The following is a 16,513-nucleotide window of genomic DNA, read 5'->3' on the forward strand; positions in this document are numbered from 1 at the left end:
GTGGGTTACGTCATCCGCGCAAGTTACGTTGGGGAGCGCGACTTTCCGACCCGACTTCCCCGGCGCACGCGGACCACTCCGCCGCACCCGGGCGTAGGCTTTCCCCATGATGCCCGAGCCTGTTGAGCAGGAATTTGACGTTGTTGTTATCGGCGCCGGCGCCGTCGGAGAAAACGTTGCGGACCGCGTGGCGCAGGGCGGCCTCTCGGTGGTGTTGGTGGAAGCGGAACTGGTGGGCGGAGAGTGCTCCTACTGGGCGTGCATGCCGTCCAAGGCGCTGCTTCGGCCCGGGACTGCACTGCATGCGGCCCAAACAACCCCGGGCGCCAAGGAAGCCGTCACGCGGACGCTTGACGCTGCAGCCGTCCTCAAGCGCAGGGACTATTTCACGTCCAACTGGCAGGATGACAGCCAGGTCGCTTGGGTCAAGGATTCCGGGATCGACCTCATCAGGGGCCACGCCTGGCTCACCGCCCCGCAGGGCGTCCAGGTCGCGGGCCTGGACGGTACCTCTCACCGGCTGCGTGCCCGCCACGCAGTGGTGCTGGCCACCGGCTCCATGCCCAATACTCCTCCCATTGAGGGGCTCGAAGACGTGCAGGTCTGGGGTACGCGGGAGGCCACGTCCGCCAGCGAGGTCCCCGAGCGTCTGGCGGTCCTTGGCGGCGGCGTTGCCGGAACCGAACTTGCCCAGGCGTTCGCCCGCCTCGGCTCGGCGGTGACCCTTGTTACCCGCGGCAGGTTGCTGGGAAAGTACCCGGAGGAGGCCGCCAGCCTTGTGGCCGCGGGGCTGCGCGCGGACGGCGTGGAACTCCGCCTTCACACCGAGACGCAGCGAATCAGCACCAACGACGACGGCACGTTAAGCCTGCGGTTGGGCGACGGCACCACCGTCACGGCGGACAAAGTACTCGTATCCACCGGCCGGCACCCCGCACTGGAGGGCCTGGGCCTGGAGAGTATCGGCGTTGAACCGGATGACCGGGGCCAGTTGGCCATCAGCACGGACAACTCCGGCCTGGTGCAGGGCGTACCCGGCGAAGGGCCCTGGCTGTATGCGGTGGGTGACGCGGCCGGCAGGAACCTCCTGACGCACCAGGGAAAGTACGAGGCGCGGGCCACGGGCGACGCCATCGCAGCCCGCGCCAGGGGTGAACTGAACGGAGCACCGGAGGACTGGAGCCGGTACTCCCACACAGCCAACCAGCACGCGGTGCCGAATGTAGTTTTCACCGATCCTGAACTGGCTACTGTGGGCCGCACGCTGGAAACCGCCCGCCAGGACGGCTTCAACGCCTCTTCAGTGGAGCTGCCCATCCAGGTGGCGGGGTCCTCGCTGCATTCGGAGAACTACGAGGGCTGGGCCCAACTGGTGATTGACGAAGACCGGCAGGTGCTTCTGGGGGCCACGTTCGCCGGACCGGATGTCTCCGAACTCCTGCACGCCGCAACCATCGCCGTGGTGGGCCAGGTGCCGTTGAACCGCCTATGGCATGCGGTGCCGTCCTATCCGACCATCAGCGAGGTGTGGCTTCGCCTTCTTGAGAGGTACGGCCTCTAAAAACCGGCCTAGACGGCTTATTTGAACTGACTGGTCAGTTTGGTTAGGCTGGGAGCAGATGCATTCCGCGAAAGGCCACCCTTGCTCTCAGCACAACGGCTCTCTGCCCATGGCCGCAGGGATCCCCTCCTTCCGGCAACCTCACTCCACGTCCGGCGCGGCGAACTCCTGCTGGTGACCGGCGGGCGGCAGGACCACCGGACGGCGCTCGCCCTGCTCCTCAGCGGGAGAATGAAGCCGTCCGAAGGGCTCGTCAGCTGGGACGGCAGCGAGCGGCTCAAGGCGCGCCGGCTGGCGAGCGCCCTGGTGGACTCCCCCGGCGTCAACGAGCCCGAACAACACCTCAGCGTGCGCGACCTGGTTACCGAAGACCTGGCCCTGATCCCGCGCCGCTACCGGGGCGCCCTGGTGAGCGGCCCCTGGCTGAAGGTGAACAGCTTCGAGGACATCGCGGACTCTTGGACGGAACAGCTGGACCCTGCCCGGCGGCTCGAACTCCTGACTGCGCTTGCCTTGGCTAACCCGCACACGGACCTGCTGGTGGTCGACTCCCCTGACCGGCACACCGCCGACGCCGCTGAATGGCTGCCAAGGCTGCAGCGCCTGGCGTCCGACGCCGGACGGCCGCTCGCCGTCGTCGCCACCATTGGCGCCCTCCCGCCCTCGTGGGACGGACCCGCCGCCGCTATTGGCAATGCGGTCCCCCTTGAAAGCCCCACGGGTGAATTCCCCGCGCATGGGGATGGCAGGGAACCGGATGCCGTAAACACCACTGAACTCGAAACCGAGGTTGCCACGTGACGGTACTGCGGCTGGCCCGCTCCGAACTTAAGCGCATGACCGCCGGGCTGATGCCCAAACTCACCATCCTTGCGCTGACCATGGTCCCGCTGCTGTACGGGGCGGTGTACCTGTACGCAAACTGGGACCCGTACGGCAACCTGGACAACCTCGATGCGGCCCTGGTGGTGGAGGATGCAGGTGCCACAACCAGCGAGGGCACACGCCTTGAAGCCGGGGCAAAGGTGGCAGAGAGCCTGGTGGATGGCAATGTTTTCCACTGGATCCCGGTGGCCACAACACAGGAGGCGGACCAGGGGGTCAGCAGCGGGGACTACGCCTTCGCCCTGAAGATTCCGGAGGACTTTTCGGCGAACCTGGTATCCCCCGGCAGCTTTGATTCCGCCAGCCAGGCCATGCTCAACGTCACCACCAACGATGCCAACAACTACCTGCTGAGCACCATCGTGGATAAACTCACCACCGCTGTGCACAGCACTGTGGCCACCGAGGTAGGCGAGGAAACGGCAAACCAGCTGCTGACGGGCTTCGGGACCATCCACTCCCAAATGGTCAAGGCAGCGGACGGCGCCGGCCACCTGGCCGACGGTGTGGCCGACCTTCGGGACGGGGCTGCCACCCTCCACGACGGCACCTCAGCCCTGAGCAGCGGAGCCGGCGAGCTGTACGCGGGCCAGGTGAAACTCCGGGATGGAGCCAGCCAGCTGACCGACGGCGCGGGCCAGCTCAGCAGCGGCCTGTCCACGCTCAAGGAAAAGACCGCCACCCTGCCCACGGACTCCCAGACGCTGGCTGCGGGGGCGGCACAGGTGGCTGCCGGAAACGCACAGCTGAACGCCAAAGTGCAGGATGTCGCAGCCCAACTGGATGCCGCTGACCAGGGCCTCCGGGCACGGGTGGTGGAATCGAACAGCAGGCTCATGGCCGAAGGCGTCCTGACCCAGGAGCAGGCGGACAGGATCGTGGCGGATCTTGACGCCGCGGCCGGTTCGAGCCCGGTGGCAGCCGCCAGGACGAAGATCCAGGCAGATGCGGCACAGATCCAGCAGCTGGCCTCCGGAGCCGAAGCCGTGAGTACCGGCGCTGCCCAGCTTGCTGCGGGCACGCCCGCCCTGAGGGACGCCGTTTCCCAGGCTTCCTCCGGCGCCGACCAGCTCCACACCGGCGCGGCCGCGCTGGCCACCGGAGGGCAGGCGGCCCTCGACGGCGCAGGCCGGCTGGCGGACGGAGCCCGCCAGGTAGACGACGGGGCGGCCCGGCTGGCGGACGGCACCGTCACGGCGGCGGACGGTTCGCGGACCTTGGCGGATGAGATCGGCAAGGGCGCCGGGCAGGTGCCCAACCCGGATGATGCCCAGAAGAGCAACCTGTCCCGCGTCATGGCCGACCCCGTTGCGGTCAGCAACGTCTCGCAGGCCAAGGCGGAATCCTACGGTGCCGGGCTGGCGCCGTTCTTCCTCACCCTCGCCTTGTGGATCGGCATCTTCATGCTGGTCCAGGCCATGCGTCCCATTACCCAGCGGGCGCTGGCCTCCAATGCCCCGTCCTGGAAGATCGCGGTTGGCGGCTGGCTGCCCTTCCTGGCGGTTTCTGTGGTGCAGGCGAGCCTCCTCACCCTGGTGGTAAACCTTGCCCTGGGCCTCAACCCCGCGCATCCGGTGCTGATGTGGCTGTTCATGCTTGCGGCCGCCATGGCCTTCAGCGCGATCATCCAGGGCGTTGTTGCGCTGCTTGGATCGCCGGGCAAACTCGTGGTGCTCATTCTGCTGGTCCTGCAACTGGTGTCCTCGGGCGGCACGTTCCCTTGGCAGACCACGCCGCAGCCGCTCCACGCGGCGCATGAAATCCTCCCCATGGGCTACGTAGTGACCGGCATGAGGCACCTCATCTATGGCGCTGACCTGTCCATGATCGCTCCCACCGTCCTGGGCCTGGCGGGCTACACCGCTCTGGGTGTGGCCATGTCCACGCTGGCCGTTCGAAGGAACAAGTACTGGACACTGAAGACGCTGAAGCCCGAGATCGCGGTATGAACGCCGGACCGCCGGGGCCAGTGAGGACCCTTCGACCCGCCAGGACCACCGCCACCCGCCAGAAACTCTTCGACGCCTCCATGGAACTCATCGGCGAGCGGGGCGCAGCGGGGGTCACCGTTGACGAGATCGCAGCTGCCGCGGGCGTCTCCAAGGGGACCGTCTACTACAACTTCGGCAGCAAATCGGAGCTCATTGCGCAGCTGCTCCGCCACGGGGTGGACATCCTGAAGGCACGCCTGCAGGAGGCGCCGGGCCAGGAGGCCGCGGCCCAGGGGGCAGCCACCGCCGTGTCCGGGGACCCCCTGCTCGCGATGGAGGCAATGATCGGGCAGGCCCTGGACTTCATGTCCGAGTACCCGTCCTTTGCCCGGCTCTGGGTCAGCGAGAACTGGCGGACGCCCAGCGAGTGGCAGGGCACGTTCGCTGTCCTGCGGGGCGAGCTGCTGGCCGTGATTGGGGAGGCAGTGGAAAGGGTGGCTCAGGCCTACCCCGTGGACAGCACCGTTCCGCGGGGCAGCCTTGAAACAGCAATCTTCGGTGCCTGCTTTGTTGTGGGGCTCGACCGCCAGACGTACCACCCTGAACGCACCCGTGACCAAAGCGTTGCGGCAATCATGGCCTTCATGCGCGGCTACGTGCTGCAGCAGCCCGGTCCTCGGGGATGATGGAGCGTATGGGGAAAAGCGGAAAGTTCGCGGTCATTGCCGGCATTGTTGCGGCCGGCCTGCTGGTGCTGACCGGGATGACGCTCGCCGAGCCGGTGTTCGTGGCGTTCCTCGGTGCCCTGGCGCTGGCGTGCCTGGCGTGCCTTATCGAAATCCTGAACCGGGGGCGCCGCATCGCCCTGCTGGCTGCCGGTGCCGGTACCGGCTTTACCGTGGCCTTCTCCCTCGCGTTTGTCAGCACGTGGGAGCTGGCCTTTGCCGGAGAGCCCTCGGTCTTCGGCACGCCGCTCCCCACCGGCGACCCGGACAACTACTTTTTCGGCGCTGCCGCTGCAGCCGTGGCAACACTCTGCGTCCTGTTCCTCGGCGCGGCCTGGCCGCGGGGGCGGCGGCTGCGCACCGCGGCCAGCAAGGGCAGGCAAACGCAGGGCAGGCCCGGCAGGGGCGCAGCGGGGAACAGACGCACGACGACGGCGGCCCGCCCGGCTGCCAAGGGAACGGCCCAGCGCAGGCCGGCAGCACGCACAAGCGGAGCAGGCACAGGCATCAAGGGCGAAGGCGGCCTCCGCGCACCCGCGCGGGTGCCTTCCGTCCCTGCCAGGCGGCCGTCGTCGTCGGCCCCTCCGGCCAGGAACCCGTCGTCGGCAGGGGGCGCGAAGTCCGCGCCCCGGCGCTGACCCCAAGAGCCAAGTCCGCGCCCCGGCGCTGACCCCGGGCGGCAGGATCGCCGCCAAAGCCTTGGTTGGTGCTCGAGTCAGTGCGCGCGGGGGACCTTGAACCTTGTGATGCGCGCGTCCTGTCCGTCCAGCTCCGCCCATGACTTTTCAGTCTCAAGGACTGTGAGGGCGTTGGTGGGGTACCTGGTGGCGGCATCCATGTAGGCGTCGTGGTCGGAATCGCGTGAGGCCAGGTGCATGGCAAGGTCCTGCACTCCGGGCAGGTGCGAGATCAGCATCAGCGTGGTGACTGTATCCGGGACATGGTTGATGACCGTCAGCATCCGGAGCGCTGAGGCAGCGTACAGCCCGTCCTCAAGCTTGGGCGTGGGGGCCTTGTCCCCCAGCTCTGAGCACACCCACGTGCAGGTCTGCCGGGTGCGAAGGGCACTGGAGCAGAGGATGAAGTCCGGCACAATGTTGTGCTTGAGCAGCCACCGGCCGGCAAGCGGCGCCTCGCGGTGGCCCCGTTCCTCCAGCGGACGCTCGTGGTCAGCCACCCCGCCCGGCCAGTCGGCCTTGGCATGCCGCATGATCACAAGCCGTCGAAGATGGTGCTCACTCATGGCCCAAGCCTAGCGAACCTGCCACAAGCCGCGGGGGCACATGCCCCCGGGAGGGCGGCAGGGGTAGTGCTAGATCGAGTATTCCGGAGCGGCCCAGACAACAACTTCGGGGTGCTCGTAGAACCGGTACCCCTGGCCGCGGACTGTGCGCACGGTGTTGGCAAGGCGGCCCAGCTTGGAGCGGAGCCGGCGGATGTGGACGTCGATGGTGCGCTCGTTGGGCACCTCTTCGGCGTTGCGCCACAGCCCCTCAAGGAGTTCGTCGCGCCCCACGGTGCGGGTGCCGTTCTCCACGAGGTAGTTCAGGAGCTCGAACTCCTTGAACGTCAGGTTGAGCGACTCGCCGTCCAGGTGGACTTCGCGGCGGGCCAGGTCGATCAGGACGCCGGACGGACGCGGCTCCTGTGCCTGCGACGGACGCGGGACCTCCGTGCGCTGGCGGGCGTTGACGGTGGGGTCACCGAAGGTGGAACGGACGACGTCGAGCGCGGAACCGGGCGTGCCGGCGGGGGCAACGGCAACTGCTGCGTAGCTTTCGGCACCGGACACGAGGGACTGGGCGTAGGCGCGGATCTCCTGGGCCAGCTTGGCGATGGAGGTTCCGGCCGCTGCCGCCGTCTCCTCGTCAATGCCCATGTAGAGGACAAAACCACGGGCAACGTTGTCGTTGGCTACGGGCCGGACGGTATTCGGACCGGCCACCACGGGAGTGGGCACGGTCATGGGTGCCGCCTCTGCGGGCTGGACCGCCCGGAGCTGCCCGTAGGAGCTGGGGTTGAAGCCCTGCGGCGCGTAGCCCTGGGAGGGGAAGCTGCTTCCAGATGATGATGGCGCCAGGGCGGGGCGCGGTCCAAACCCGGGGCGGAGGCCCGAGGGCTGGCCGGCCTTGGCGGCGTTACGGACAGAAATGTGGACGTATCCGGATGCAACTGACATGGAATGCTTACCTCAATGTGAATGGCCGTCATCGCGGCCCGAATGCTGGGAATCCCCGCAATGCGAACTGGGGAGGGGCGCCCGACGCTGGGCTGGGGGCGAATGCCTAAGAACTTCGGAGGGTGGGAAGGTCAGGCGTGCATTCGACAACAGCGCATGTCGGCAGCAGCGGATGTGCTGGGCCAATATTCTGCGGCTGCAGGTGCTGTTGAGTTCTTGTTCACATTGGAAGTGTGCAGCGTAACAATGGCAACTTGCAAGTAACAATGGACGCGATCGTCCGCATAATGAGACAAATTCCGCGATAGTGTTCCAAATCACAATTCTGGACGCTGTAAAAAATAACGCTCGTTATCCGGCATTCTGCCTTTCTCCACGTGGTCTACAGAATTTTGTTCGACCAAAGAGCGTCCTGCGGTTGATCCGTTCACCAGAGCGTCTGATAGCGGAATCTCGCTCTTCACCATGGTGGCGTGTCCAGCCGTCCCCGCTTTTGGACAGAAAAAATTGTGTTCGGAGCGGATGTTGGGCATACCGAAGCCCGATATGCCGCCGTTTGAACGTCCGCGTCCGGGCGGCCGCGGACGCGGGGATACACGCCGGGGACCCTCCACGGATCCAGCTCGCTAGGCTGGGATTCACAGCTTGCGCACAGGAAAGCCATAGCCGGGCTTAAACCAATGATCGGAGAGTTGTTCCATGGCCACCTCCCACTCCATGACAAACAACCTCCCCACGCTCACTCATCCGGACGGCTCCCCCATCAGGGCCCTGGTGGTGGATGACGAGCCGAGCCTCTCCGAGCTCATGAGCATGGGCCTCCGCATGGCCGGCTGGTCCGTGGCAGTTGCCGCCGACGGTCCCGGGGCAGTGAAAATGGCCAAAGACTTCCGGCCGGATGTCCTGGTCCTTGACGTCATGATCCCCGGTTTCGACGGCGTCGAGGTCCTGGGCAGGATCCGCGCCTTCGCGCCCGAGGTTCCCGCCCTGTTCCTCACCGCAAAGGACGCCGTCCAGGACCGGATCGTTGGCCTCGCGGCCGGCGGGGACGACTACGTCACCAAGCCGTTCAGCATGGAGGAGGTCCTGCTTCGCCTGCACCGCCTGGTCCAGCGGTCGGGCGTGGCCGCGATGGACACCGCCGAGCTGGTGGTGGGAGACCTGGTCCTCAACGTTGACACCCGTGAGGTGACCCGCGCCGGGGAAGAGCTCCAGCTGACGGCCACCCAGTTCGAGCTGCTCCGTTACCTCATGGAAAACCCCAAACGCGTCATCAGCAAAGCGCAGATCCTGGACCGGGTCTGGAACTACGACTTCGGCGGCCAGGCCAACATCGTGGAGCTCTACATTTCCTACCTGCGCAAGAAGGTGGACGCCGTCCACCCGCCGATGATCCACACCGTGCGGGGCGCCGGGTACGTCATCAAGCCGGCGGACTAGGAAAGCGATGGCGTCAGCGCACAGTACGGAGCCGCAGCCCCCGAGCTGGCTGAAGCCCGGCACCTGGCACCTGCGGACCCGCCTTGTCCTCCTGGCCATGACCCTGCTGATCGCCATTTGCGGGGCGGTGGGCGTGGCGAGCTATGCCTCGATGGACGCGTTCCTCACCCGGCAACTCGATGACCAGCTAAGCCAGGCCGCAGACCGTTCCAACGATCCCGGCCGCCCTCCCTCGGGCGGCTTCAACGGCAGGGATCCCCTGGACGCCCGCGGCCAAAGCGTCGGAACCCTCAACGCCCGGATCCTCAACGGCCAGGTCAACAGCGGCGGTTTCCTCACCTCGAATACCACGCGCTCCCCCTTGTCCACGGAGGACAAACAGGTCCTGCTGGCCCTGCCCGCCAACATGCAGCCGGTGGACAGGACACTGTCCACCGGCGATTACCGGCTGCTGGCCATCCAGACCAGCTTTGGTGACGTCCTGGTGACAGGACTTCCCCTGGCCGCCAAGGAAAGCACGCTCGCGTCCCTGGTGTGGACGTTCGTTTTTGTCTCCCTGGGCGGACTTCTCCTGATCGGCCTGGTGGGAACGGTCCTGATCCGCCGCACCATGAAGCCCCTGGAGCAGCTTTCCGAAGTTGCCACCCGCGTTTCACAGCTGCCGCTGGATGCCGGCGAGGTGGCGCTGGCGGTGCGCGTGCCGCCGTCGAACTCCAATCCCGCAACGGAGGTGGGCAGCGTGGGCCACGCGCTGAACCTGATGCTGGACAACGTGGCCAACGCGCTGCAGGCGCGGCAGAAGAGCGAAACCAAGGTCCGGCAGTTCGTGGCGGACGCTTCCCATGAGCTGCGCACGCCGCTGACGGCCATCCGCGGCTATACGGAACTGATGCGGATGACGGAACACTTCACTCCTGACGGGGAAAAGTCGCTGGCCAGGGTGCAAAGCCAGTCCCAGCGGATGACGGCACTGGTGGAGGACCTGCTGCTGCTGGCGCGGCTTGATGAGGGACAGCCTTTGAAGCTCAGCGAGGTGGACCTGAACCAGCTGGTGGTGGAAGGCGTCAGCGACGAAAAGGTCATGGCGCCCGGGCACACCTGGCGGCTGGAGCTCCCCCACGAGCCCGTTGTGGTGAACGGGGATCCGTCCCAGCTGCGGCAGGTGCTGATGAACCTGCTGTCCAACGCGCGCAAGCACACGCCGCCGGGGACCACCGTGGTCACCGGGGTGGGGAAGACGCCGGAGGGTGCCGCGGTGGTAACGGTAACGGACGACGGCGGGGGCATTCCGCCGGAGTTCGTGGACCAGGTCTTCGCACGGTTCGCCCGCGCAGACGCGGCCCGGACAGGCAAGAGCGGCGGGCCTGGCGCATCCGGCACGGAAGGAACCAGCGGCCTGGGGCTTTCCATCGTGGAGTCCATTGTTGAGGCGCACGGGGGCAAGGTCACGGTGACATCACAGCCCGGCCGCACCCGGTTCGTGCTCCAGCTCCCACTGCCGCAAGTTCAGGCGCAAGACGGCGCGCCGCTAGCGTGATCCCTGTTACCAAAATGTGACTTAAGCGCTACACTCCTGTACCGTCGATTGGGTGCGGTTCCCGTTCGGGCCGCATATCCGGATGACGCCAAGCTCTGCCGCTTCCCGGATTCCGCTTGAGCATAGGCAGAGGCGGGGGACCCAACAGTCCCGGGCATTCAACTGCCCTTGGGGTTAAGCCAGCACGTGATTCTTCCGTGTGGCCGGATGCCCTCATCCGAACCCGACAGCTAACTCCGCAGGTGTGAGAGGCGATCCATCATGTCTAAGTTCCTTAGTAAAGCACGCCCGAAACCAGGCCCTGAAGCCCGCGCCCCGCGCACGTCAGGCAAAACCCCGTCCTTCGGCCAGCGCGCTGCCATCCTCGCAGCGTCCGGCGCCCTCCTTGTAGGCGTTGGAGCCGCGGGCCAGGCTACCGACACCGCAGTGCAGGTGGCAGCCACGCAGACTCAGGCGGCTGAGGCACAGTCGAAACTGAGCATCGAAAAGAGCGAAATCCAGGCGAACCCGGCTCCCGCTCCTGCAGCTGAGCCGATCAACGTGGTACCGCAGGCAGCCGAACCGGCCCCTGCTCCCGCCCCCGAGCCCGCACCCGCGCCGGCCCCGGCGCCTGAACCCGCACCGGCACCGGCGCCCGCTCCGGAGCCTGCGCCCGTCGTCGCGGTCAACGACCCCGCAGGGGCACAGGCTTACGCTGCCGGCCAGCTGGCCTCCTACGGCTGGGCCGCCGACCAGATGCAGTGCCTGCAGACCCTGTGGACCAAGGAATCAGACTGGACCACCACGGCCACCAACCCGAGCAGCGGCGCTTACGGCATTGTGCAGTCCCTGCCTGCCGAGAAGATGGCCAGCGCGGGCGCCGACTACCTCACCAATTACCGTACGCAGATCAACTGGGGCCTGAACTACATCCAGGAGCGCTACCAGTCCCCGTGTGGAGCCCTGAACTTCCACTACGCCAACAACTGGTACTAAACCGAAGCAGCGTGCCCCTCGCGGTCCAGTGCGTCCCGGCCCGGGATGTACTGGACTGCCCACCGGTTCCCGTCAGGATCGGCGAAGTACACAAAATGGCCCCAGTCCTGCACGTCCACATCGCTGACCTCCACCCCGTTGGCCTTCAGCTGAGCGTGGGCGGCCTGGATGTCATTGACCACGAGCTGCAGGTTTGACCCTGTGCCTGGAGGCGCGTCCGTGAGCCCTTCCCCAATGCAGATGGAGCAGGCAGACCCTGGCGGGGTCAGCTGCACGAACCTGATGGAGTCGCTGGGCCGCTCGTCGAAATCGGCGTTGAAGCCCACTTTGTTGACGTAGAAGTCTTTGGCGCGGTCCACATCGGACACGGGCACAAAAACGAGTTCCAGTTTCCAGTCCATGCGCACAGGCTAAGCCTTGTGTTGGGAAGCGGGAAAGGCTTGAGTCCTAGCCTGCGATGCCGTACAGGCGGTCGCCTGCGTCGCCCAGGCCCGGAACGATGTAGGACTTTTCGTTGAGCTTCTCGTCGATGGACGCCAGGACAATGGTGACGTTTGCACCGGAGAGTTCTTCCTCCAGCTTGGCCAGGCCCTCCGGCGCGGCGAGCAGGCAGATGCACGTGACATCCGAGGCGCCGCGCTTGAACAGGAACTTGATGGCTTCGCGCAGTGTTCCGCCGGTGGCAAGCATGGGATCCAGCACGAAGATCTGCCGGTCGGTGAGATCCTCGGGGAGGCGCTCGGCGTAGGTGATGATGTCCAGGGTTTCCTCGTCACGGGCCATGCCCAGGAAGCCCACTTCAGCGGTTGGGACCAACTTGGTCATGCCCTCCAGCATGCCCAGGCCTGCCCGAAGGATGGGAACCACCAGCGGGGTGGGCTTGGTGAACGCGGTGCCCACGGTCGTGCTGACGGGGGTTTCGATGGTGACGGGCTCGGTGCGGACTTCTCGCGTGGCCTCATAGGCAAGGAGGGTCACCAGTTCCTCCGTCAGCTGCCGGAAAACCGGGGACGGAGTGTTCTTGTCCCGCAGGACGGTGAGCTTATGGGCGACCAGCGGGTGGTCCACAACGAGAGTGCGCATGGGTCAAAACTATCACCCGGCCGCCGGGCCGCTCGCCTGCCGTCCGCCGCCCGTGCCCGACTGGGAAGCGCCGTCGTCGACCCTTGGCGGGGCACCGCCGCCGTTCGCCGTCGGGGCGGTACCGGTGGTGCTTTCCGCGTCTCCGGAGTGGTCCTCGCGCAGGACCGGATGTTCGAAGGTGGGTGCCGGGCCCGCGTGTTCGCGCCGCCGCATCACATGGAACAGCCTGTGGGCCAGGATCACGATGCCCACCCACGCCAGCCCCAGGAACCAGCCCGCCATCACGTCCGTCATCCAGTGGTGCCCCAGGAAGACCCGGCTCAGGCCCATGGCGATAATGAAGATCGTCCCCACGGTGATGGCCGCAATCCTGGCCCAGAGCACCTGGAACTGCAGGCACATGAGGTAGATCAGGACCCCGATCACCACGGTGGTGTTCAGGGTGTGGCCGCTGGGAAACGACGGCGAGGTCTCGAAGGGCGGGACGGCCTCGGAGTGGTCAGGACGGGTCCTGCCGACAAGCCGCTTGCCCAGGGTGGTGGCCAGGGTGGAGACCAGGGCTGCCCCGCCCACCAGGACAATGGGCCGCCATGTCCTGCTCAGGAAGGTCAGCCAGGCTGTGAGGATGCTCGCCAGGATGGGCATGCCGATCCCGCCGCCGACGTTGGTGAATCCTGTGGCGAAGGCGTCCATCTCCGGGTTCCGCAAGGACTGTGAGTATTCCAGCGCAGGAATATCAAGGCTGGCCAGGCCTTCCTCGTCCACGACATCCGAGTAGACCTCGGCACCCAGGAGTGCCATGGCGATCACCAGCGTCCCGCCGATGATCATGGTCAGCCACAAGGCGGCGTACGGCTTGATCCACTTGTCCACGCGGTCTCGGACTGTGCTCACTGTGCCTCCCGGCGGATGTGCGTCACGGGCTCTGGGTATCCTTCGAAACTATCATTGAGCCATGGTCTCCGCAGATAAGAAACACCACGCGTGGATGGGCCTTGCCCTCGCCGAGGCCCGGCGCGCCCTCGATACCGAGGACGTGCCCATCGGAGCGGTGGTGATTGGGCCCGACGGCTCCGTGCTGGGTTCCGGGCGGAACCAGCGGGAGGAGCTGGGCGACCCCACCGCGCACGCCGAGGTGGTTGCCATCCGCGAGGCGGCGGAACGGCTGCGCCAGGTTTCCCTGCTCGACGGCGGCAGCGGAGACGGCTGGCGGCTCGCCGACTGCACGCTGGTGGTGACCCTTGAACCCTGTGCCATGTGCGCCGGCGCGATTGTCCTGGCACGAATCCCCCGGGTGGTCTTCGGCGCCTGGGACGAGAAGGCAGGAGCTGCGGGGTCGGTGTTCGATGTGCTCCGTGAGCGGCGCCTGAACCATTGGGTTGAGGTGTATCCGGGCGTGCGCGAGGCCGAGTGCGCCGCCTTGCTGCGTGAGTTCTTCGCCGGGCACCGCTCGCGGCTCTGATTCATGCCCCAGGCTGTCAGCGTCACCCCCTGATTGCGGCCAGCACGTGGGCCGCTGGCTGTTCCCAGCCCGGCAGGACGCCTCGTGCCTCCAGGGCCCGTGCCCGCCAGGCATCCCGGGTCCCGGCATCTTCCAGCCAGCGCGGAAGTGCCTGGGCCAGCAGGGCGGGATTTGCAGGATCATCATCCGCCGGGAAGGCTACCTTCGCTCCCGGAACCGCGCCGCCGTCGTCGTCCTTCCCCGCCATTCCCAGGCGCAAGGCCTCGACGGCGCCCGTGCCATCGCGCACCACCACGGGGATCCCCCGGGCGAGTGATTCGGTGACCACCATGCCGAACGCCTCGGCACGGAACACCAGGAGGCTGAGGTCCGCCCCACGCCATTCGTTTTCCAGTGCTTCACCGGCCAGCTCACCGGTGAACTGGATCCGCCCGTCCATTCCGTGCATTTCTACTGCGGCTTTAACCTTTTGTGCGTAATCCCCGTCTGCCTGGTCTGACCCGACAAACGACGCTGTCCACTCAAGGTCCTGGAGCAGTGCCAGCGCGGAGACCGTGAGCAGCTGGTCCTTATTGGGCAGGAGCGCGGCCACTATGACCATGTGGGGCGGCGCGGACCCCTCGGCCAACGGCGCAGGGTCGGTGCCTGGGAGTGCGACCTTGAGCCCATGGAGTCCGTGGCGTTCTTCCAGGACTTTGCGGGCCCATGTGCTGGTGCACACCACACCGGTGGCAGCCCGGAGGGACCGTGCTTCACGCTCGTGATGTGCCGGGGCAGGCATATGTACCAGCACCCATGTTTGTCGTCCGGCCTTGGCCGCGAATTCGAGCTCATCCGGCGTGCCCATGGCGATGAGCCCGTCGACAATGGTCACGGTATCCGGTTGTTCCGCTTCGCTCCCCGTTTCCCACGCCCCGAGGAGGCTGCCCAGCCGGCGTCGGGCGTGGGCACTGGCGTAGGGCCAGGAGCCTTCGACGGGGAGCACCTCCACGTCCACTCCCAGGACCTTCAGCCCCTGCACCAGCCGCGCGTTGTAGATGTTTCCCCCGGAATGATGGTGGATGTTGCCCGGAACCAGCAGGCGGATGCGGTCCATGGGATCAGGCGGCTGGAAGGTCCAGCGAGTAGGTGGCCCAGGCGTCCGGGTTCTCGCGCAGGGTGACGTCAATCCCGGCGAGCTGGCCGCCGTCGTCGTCATCCTTCAGCTTTTCCGCCACGGACGTGGCAACGTACTCCGCCAGCGCTTCCGTGGTGCTGAGCTTGCCCGCGAAATCGGGGTGCTCGTCCAGGTTCCGGTAGTTCAGGCCTGCCAGAACCTCCTCGATCATGGTCCCCGCCGCGCCGATGTCCAGCACGATCGCGTCGTCGTTGAGCGTCCGACGGCGGAAGCTCACCTCCGCGACAAACGTTGCCCCGTGCAGGGCCTGGGCCGGCCCGAAAACCTTGCGCGGAAGGCTGTGGGCGATCATGAAGTGGCGTCGGATAGTCAGGCTGAACATGGTTTACCTCTGGTCTTCTCGGGCGGGGTTCTCGGCGTTTTCGGGGGTTTCGGGGGTTTTGTCGCCGGGGTACTCAATGACGTGGCACAAGGCGTCGAGGTTGCCGTCAGCGAGGTCCTGCACCACGCCAGGCAGTTCGGCGAACGGTGACGTGCCGGTGAGGAACACGTCGAAGACTGGATCCTTCAGCAGGGAGACGGCGAGGTTCAGGCGGCCGGCGTTGGTCCTGCGGTGCCTGCGCGCCCGTGCCACCACTCCTACCTGGCTTGCCCTGATGGACAGGCGCCGGGCGTGGAAGTCCTCCCCCAGCGGCAGGGTGACCCCGCGGTTGGCGTACCAGGACATTTCGATGATGTCCGCTTCATCACCGGCAAGCTGCAGGCTCCGCTCCAATCCCTCCTGCGAGGCCGAGCAGTGAAATACGATGTCGCAGTCGGCGAGGGCGTCATCCGGATGGGCAAAGTCGACGCCAAGGATGTCCGCCAGTTTTTTCCGTCCCGGGTCGAGGTCCACGAGTTGCAGGCGTTCCAGGGGAAAGGACCTCAGAAGGGTGGCCACCATGCCGCCCACAAGACCTGCGCCCACCACCGCGACCCGGTCTCCCAGGCGCGGGCCGGCCTCCCACAGTGCGTTGACCGCAGTTTCCACCGTTCCGGTGAGCACTGCGCGGGAGGAGGGGACGTCGTCGGGGATCCTGGTGAGTGAACTGACGGCTGCCACGTAGCGGTCCTGATGGGGGTTGAGGCAGAAGACGCGCTGCCCCGGCCAACCTTCCGGCCCTTCCTCGACGACACCCACGGACAGGTATCCGAACTTCACCGGCCCCGGGAACTCACCCTCCTGGTGGGGCGCCCGCATCTCCTGGGCCACCCGGGGCGGGACGGCGCAGGCATGGACCACCATCTCAGTGCCTTTGCTGATGCCGGAATAGAGGGTGCGCACCAGGGCTTCGCCTGGGCCGGGCGCGGGAAGGTCCTCAGTCCGGAGCTCGCCGTGTTCCTTGGCCGTTGTCCAGTAGGCGGTTGCGTGCGTGGGACTGGTTTGATGAGTCATCTTGCTGATGAATCTAGCCCTCCTGGCGTGTACCGCGAAAGTTGGATGGTCCCCTTGTGGGTGAGGGCCTGCGCAATTGCCGCCAGAACGGGAATCGTCTTGCTGTTCCGAAAGGGAACCGTACTGCCGTTTCGGAACAGAACCGTAGTGCTCTTCCGTGGCCGCCAGCAGATGGTCATCACC

Annotated in this window: 17 protein-coding genes and 1 riboswitch; of the genes, 9 read left to right on the top strand and 8 right to left on the bottom strand. The window is 66.5% G+C overall.

Annotated elements, in window-relative coordinates; genetic code table 11:
- Nucleotides 1-106 precede the first annotated feature (106 nt).
- The 5 genes from NFU08_RS07010 (at nucleotide 107) to NFU08_RS07030 (ending at nucleotide 5,740) form a co-directional block, all read left to right on the top strand.
- A complete protein-coding gene (locus tag NFU08_RS07010; protein WP_251421758.1) occupies nucleotides 107-1,561 on the top strand; it encodes an NAD(P)/FAD-dependent oxidoreductase in 1,455 nt (484 codons plus the stop codon).
- Between the two features lie 81 nt (nucleotides 1,562-1,642).
- A complete protein-coding gene (locus tag NFU08_RS07015) occupies nucleotides 1,643-2,362 on the top strand; it encodes an ABC transporter ATP-binding protein (RefSeq protein WP_251421761.1) in 720 nt (239 codons plus the stop codon).
- Nucleotides 2,359-4,395, top strand: coding sequence for a YhgE/Pip family protein (locus NFU08_RS07020; RefSeq protein WP_174181241.1), 2,037 nt, complete (start codon nucleotides 2,359-2,361; stop codon nucleotides 4,393-4,395). The genes NFU08_RS07015 and NFU08_RS07020 overlap by 4 nt, the downstream gene beginning before the upstream one ends.
- Nucleotides 4,392-5,063 (top strand): TetR/AcrR family transcriptional regulator, encoded by a 672-nt coding sequence (locus NFU08_RS07025; protein WP_174181243.1) that lies wholly within the window; start codon nucleotides 4,392-4,394, stop codon nucleotides 5,061-5,063. The genes NFU08_RS07020 and NFU08_RS07025 overlap by 4 nt, the downstream gene beginning before the upstream one ends.
- A gap of 8 nt (nucleotides 5,064-5,071) precedes the next feature.
- Nucleotides 5,072-5,740, top strand: a complete 669-nt coding sequence (locus NFU08_RS07030; protein WP_251421764.1) for a hypothetical protein — start codon at nucleotides 5,072-5,074, stop codon at nucleotides 5,738-5,740.
- Between the two features lie 77 nt (nucleotides 5,741-5,817).
- On the opposite strand, the gene NFU08_RS07035 is transcribed toward NFU08_RS07030, so the two are convergent.
- Both NFU08_RS07035 and NFU08_RS07040 read right to left on the bottom strand, forming a co-directional pair.
- On the bottom strand, nucleotides 5,818-6,345 hold the full coding sequence (locus tag NFU08_RS07035) for a histidine phosphatase family protein (protein WP_066273784.1): 528 nt from the start codon (nucleotides 6,343-6,345) through the stop codon (nucleotides 5,818-5,820).
- Between the two features lie 69 nt (nucleotides 6,346-6,414).
- Complete coding sequence (locus NFU08_RS07040; protein WP_251421767.1) at nucleotides 6,415-7,281, bottom strand: winged helix family transcriptional regulator; 867 nt, start codon at nucleotides 7,279-7,281, stop codon at nucleotides 6,415-6,417.
- A 699-nt stretch (nucleotides 7,282-7,980) separates the two neighbouring features.
- On the opposite strand from NFU08_RS07040, the gene NFU08_RS07045 reads away from it, so the two are divergent.
- The 3 genes from NFU08_RS07045 to NFU08_RS07055 all read left to right on the top strand — a co-directional run bounded on the left by NFU08_RS07045 (nucleotide 7,981) and on the right by NFU08_RS07055 (nucleotide 11,233).
- Entirely contained in the window at nucleotides 7,981-8,721 is a 741-nt protein-coding gene (locus NFU08_RS07045) for a response regulator transcription factor (RefSeq protein ID WP_251421770.1), read from the top strand.
- A 7-nt stretch (nucleotides 8,722-8,728) separates the two neighbouring features.
- Entirely contained in the window at nucleotides 8,729-10,258 is a 1,530-nt protein-coding gene (locus NFU08_RS07050; protein WP_251421773.1) for a cell wall metabolism sensor histidine kinase WalK, read from the top strand.
- Between the two features lie 93 nt (nucleotides 10,259-10,351).
- Nucleotides 10,352-10,514: riboswitch (cyclic di-AMP (ydaO/yuaA leader) on the top strand.
- A 5-nt stretch (nucleotides 10,515-10,519) separates the two neighbouring features.
- Nucleotides 10,520-11,233, top strand: a complete 714-nt coding sequence (locus NFU08_RS07055; RefSeq protein ID WP_251421776.1) for a hypothetical protein — start codon at nucleotides 10,520-10,522, stop codon at nucleotides 11,231-11,233.
- On the opposite strand, the gene NFU08_RS07060 is transcribed toward NFU08_RS07055, so the two are convergent.
- Genes NFU08_RS07060 through NFU08_RS07070 form a run of 3 tightly spaced genes read right to left on the bottom strand, consistent with a single transcriptional unit; the run spans nucleotide 11,230 to nucleotide 13,210 of the window.
- Nucleotides 11,230-11,634, bottom strand: a complete 405-nt coding sequence (locus NFU08_RS07060; RefSeq protein WP_251421780.1) for a glyoxalase superfamily protein — start codon at nucleotides 11,632-11,634, stop codon at nucleotides 11,230-11,232. The two genes, NFU08_RS07055 and NFU08_RS07060, sit on opposite strands and share 4 nt — an antisense overlap.
- A 46-nt stretch (nucleotides 11,635-11,680) precedes the next feature.
- On the bottom strand, nucleotides 11,681-12,316 hold the full coding sequence (gene upp, locus NFU08_RS07065) for a uracil phosphoribosyltransferase (RefSeq protein WP_013599856.1): 636 nt from the start codon (nucleotides 12,314-12,316) through the stop codon (nucleotides 11,681-11,683).
- A gap of 12 nt (nucleotides 12,317-12,328) precedes the next feature.
- Nucleotides 12,329-13,210, bottom strand: a complete 882-nt coding sequence (locus NFU08_RS07070) for a phosphatase PAP2 family protein (RefSeq protein ID WP_251421783.1) — start codon at nucleotides 13,208-13,210, stop codon at nucleotides 12,329-12,331.
- Nucleotides 13,211-13,271: 61 nt separating this feature from the next.
- Here NFU08_RS07070 and tadA point away from each other — a divergent pair, with 61 nt between their 5' ends.
- Nucleotides 13,272-13,778 (top strand): tRNA adenosine(34) deaminase TadA, encoded by a 507-nt coding sequence (tadA, locus tag NFU08_RS07075; protein WP_174181255.1) that lies wholly within the window; start codon nucleotides 13,272-13,274, stop codon nucleotides 13,776-13,778.
- Nucleotides 13,779-13,800: 22 nt separating this feature from the next.
- On the opposite strand, the gene NFU08_RS07080 is transcribed toward tadA, so the two are convergent.
- From NFU08_RS07080 to NFU08_RS07090, 3 genes are read right to left on the bottom strand one after another with little or no spacing between them, the layout of a single operon-like run.
- Nucleotides 13,801-14,874, bottom strand: a complete 1,074-nt coding sequence (locus NFU08_RS07080) for a glycosyltransferase family 4 protein (RefSeq protein WP_251421785.1) — start codon at nucleotides 14,872-14,874, stop codon at nucleotides 13,801-13,803.
- A 4-nt stretch (nucleotides 14,875-14,878) separates the two neighbouring features.
- Nucleotides 14,879-15,277 carry a 6-carboxytetrahydropterin synthase gene (locus tag NFU08_RS07085; protein WP_251421788.1) on the bottom strand — a complete coding sequence of 133 codons (399 nt, stop codon included), beginning with the start codon at nucleotides 15,275-15,277 and terminating at the stop codon, nucleotides 14,879-14,881.
- A 3-nt stretch (nucleotides 15,278-15,280) separates the two neighbouring features.
- Nucleotides 15,281-16,330 carry a zinc-binding alcohol dehydrogenase gene (locus tag NFU08_RS07090; RefSeq protein WP_251421791.1) on the bottom strand — a complete coding sequence of 350 codons (1,050 nt, stop codon included), beginning with the start codon at nucleotides 16,328-16,330 and terminating at the stop codon, nucleotides 15,281-15,283.
- Between the last annotated feature and the right edge of the window lie 183 nt (nucleotides 16,331-16,513).

This window comes from Pseudarthrobacter sp. NCCP-2145, assembly GCF_023708005.1.
GTDB lineage: Bacteria > Actinomycetota > Actinomycetes > Actinomycetales > Micrococcaceae > Arthrobacter > Arthrobacter oxydans.

What these genes read in the sequence shown, in the direction of transcription:
- NFU08_RS07055 (WP_251421776.1), top strand. Translation starts at nt 10,520, where the DNA reads ATGTCTAAGTTCCTTAGTAAAGCACGCCCGAAACCAGGCCCTGAAGCC.
- NFU08_RS07025 (WP_174181243.1), top strand. Translation starts at nt 4,392, where the DNA reads ATGAACGCCGGACCGCCGGGGCCAGTGAGGACCCTTCGACCCGCCAGG.
- NFU08_RS07060 (WP_251421780.1), bottom strand. Translation starts at nt 11,634, where the DNA reads ATGGACTGGAAACTGGAACTCGTTTTTGTGCCCGTGTCCGATGTGGAC.
- NFU08_RS07030 (WP_251421764.1), top strand. Translation starts at nt 5,072, where the DNA reads ATGGGGAAAAGCGGAAAGTTCGCGGTCATTGCCGGCATTGTTGCGGCC.
- NFU08_RS07045 (WP_251421770.1), top strand. Translation starts at nt 7,981, where the DNA reads ATGGCCACCTCCCACTCCATGACAAACAACCTCCCCACGCTCACTCAT.
- NFU08_RS07040 (WP_251421767.1), bottom strand. Translation starts at nt 7,281, where the DNA reads ATGTCAGTTGCATCCGGATACGTCCACATTTCTGTCCGTAACGCCGCC.
- upp (WP_013599856.1), bottom strand. Translation starts at nt 12,316, where the DNA reads ATGCGCACTCTCGTTGTGGACCACCCGCTGGTCGCCCATAAGCTCACC.
- NFU08_RS07090 (WP_251421791.1), bottom strand. Translation starts at nt 16,330, where the DNA reads ATGACTCATCAAACCAGTCCCACGCACGCAACCGCCTACTGGACAACG.
- NFU08_RS07035 (WP_066273784.1), bottom strand. Translation starts at nt 6,345, where the DNA reads ATGAGTGAGCACCATCTTCGACGGCTTGTGATCATGCGGCATGCCAAG.
- NFU08_RS07085 (WP_251421788.1), bottom strand. Translation starts at nt 15,277, where the DNA reads ATGTTCAGCCTGACTATCCGACGCCACTTCATGATCGCCCACAGCCTT.
- NFU08_RS07050 (WP_251421773.1), top strand. Translation starts at nt 8,729, where the DNA reads ATGGCGTCAGCGCACAGTACGGAGCCGCAGCCCCCGAGCTGGCTGAAG.
- NFU08_RS07080 (WP_251421785.1), bottom strand. Translation starts at nt 14,874, where the DNA reads ATGGACCGCATCCGCCTGCTGGTTCCGGGCAACATCCACCATCATTCC.
- NFU08_RS07010 (WP_251421758.1), top strand. Translation starts at nt 107, where the DNA reads ATGATGCCCGAGCCTGTTGAGCAGGAATTTGACGTTGTTGTTATCGGC.
- tadA (WP_174181255.1), top strand. Translation starts at nt 13,272, where the DNA reads ATGGTCTCCGCAGATAAGAAACACCACGCGTGGATGGGCCTTGCCCTC.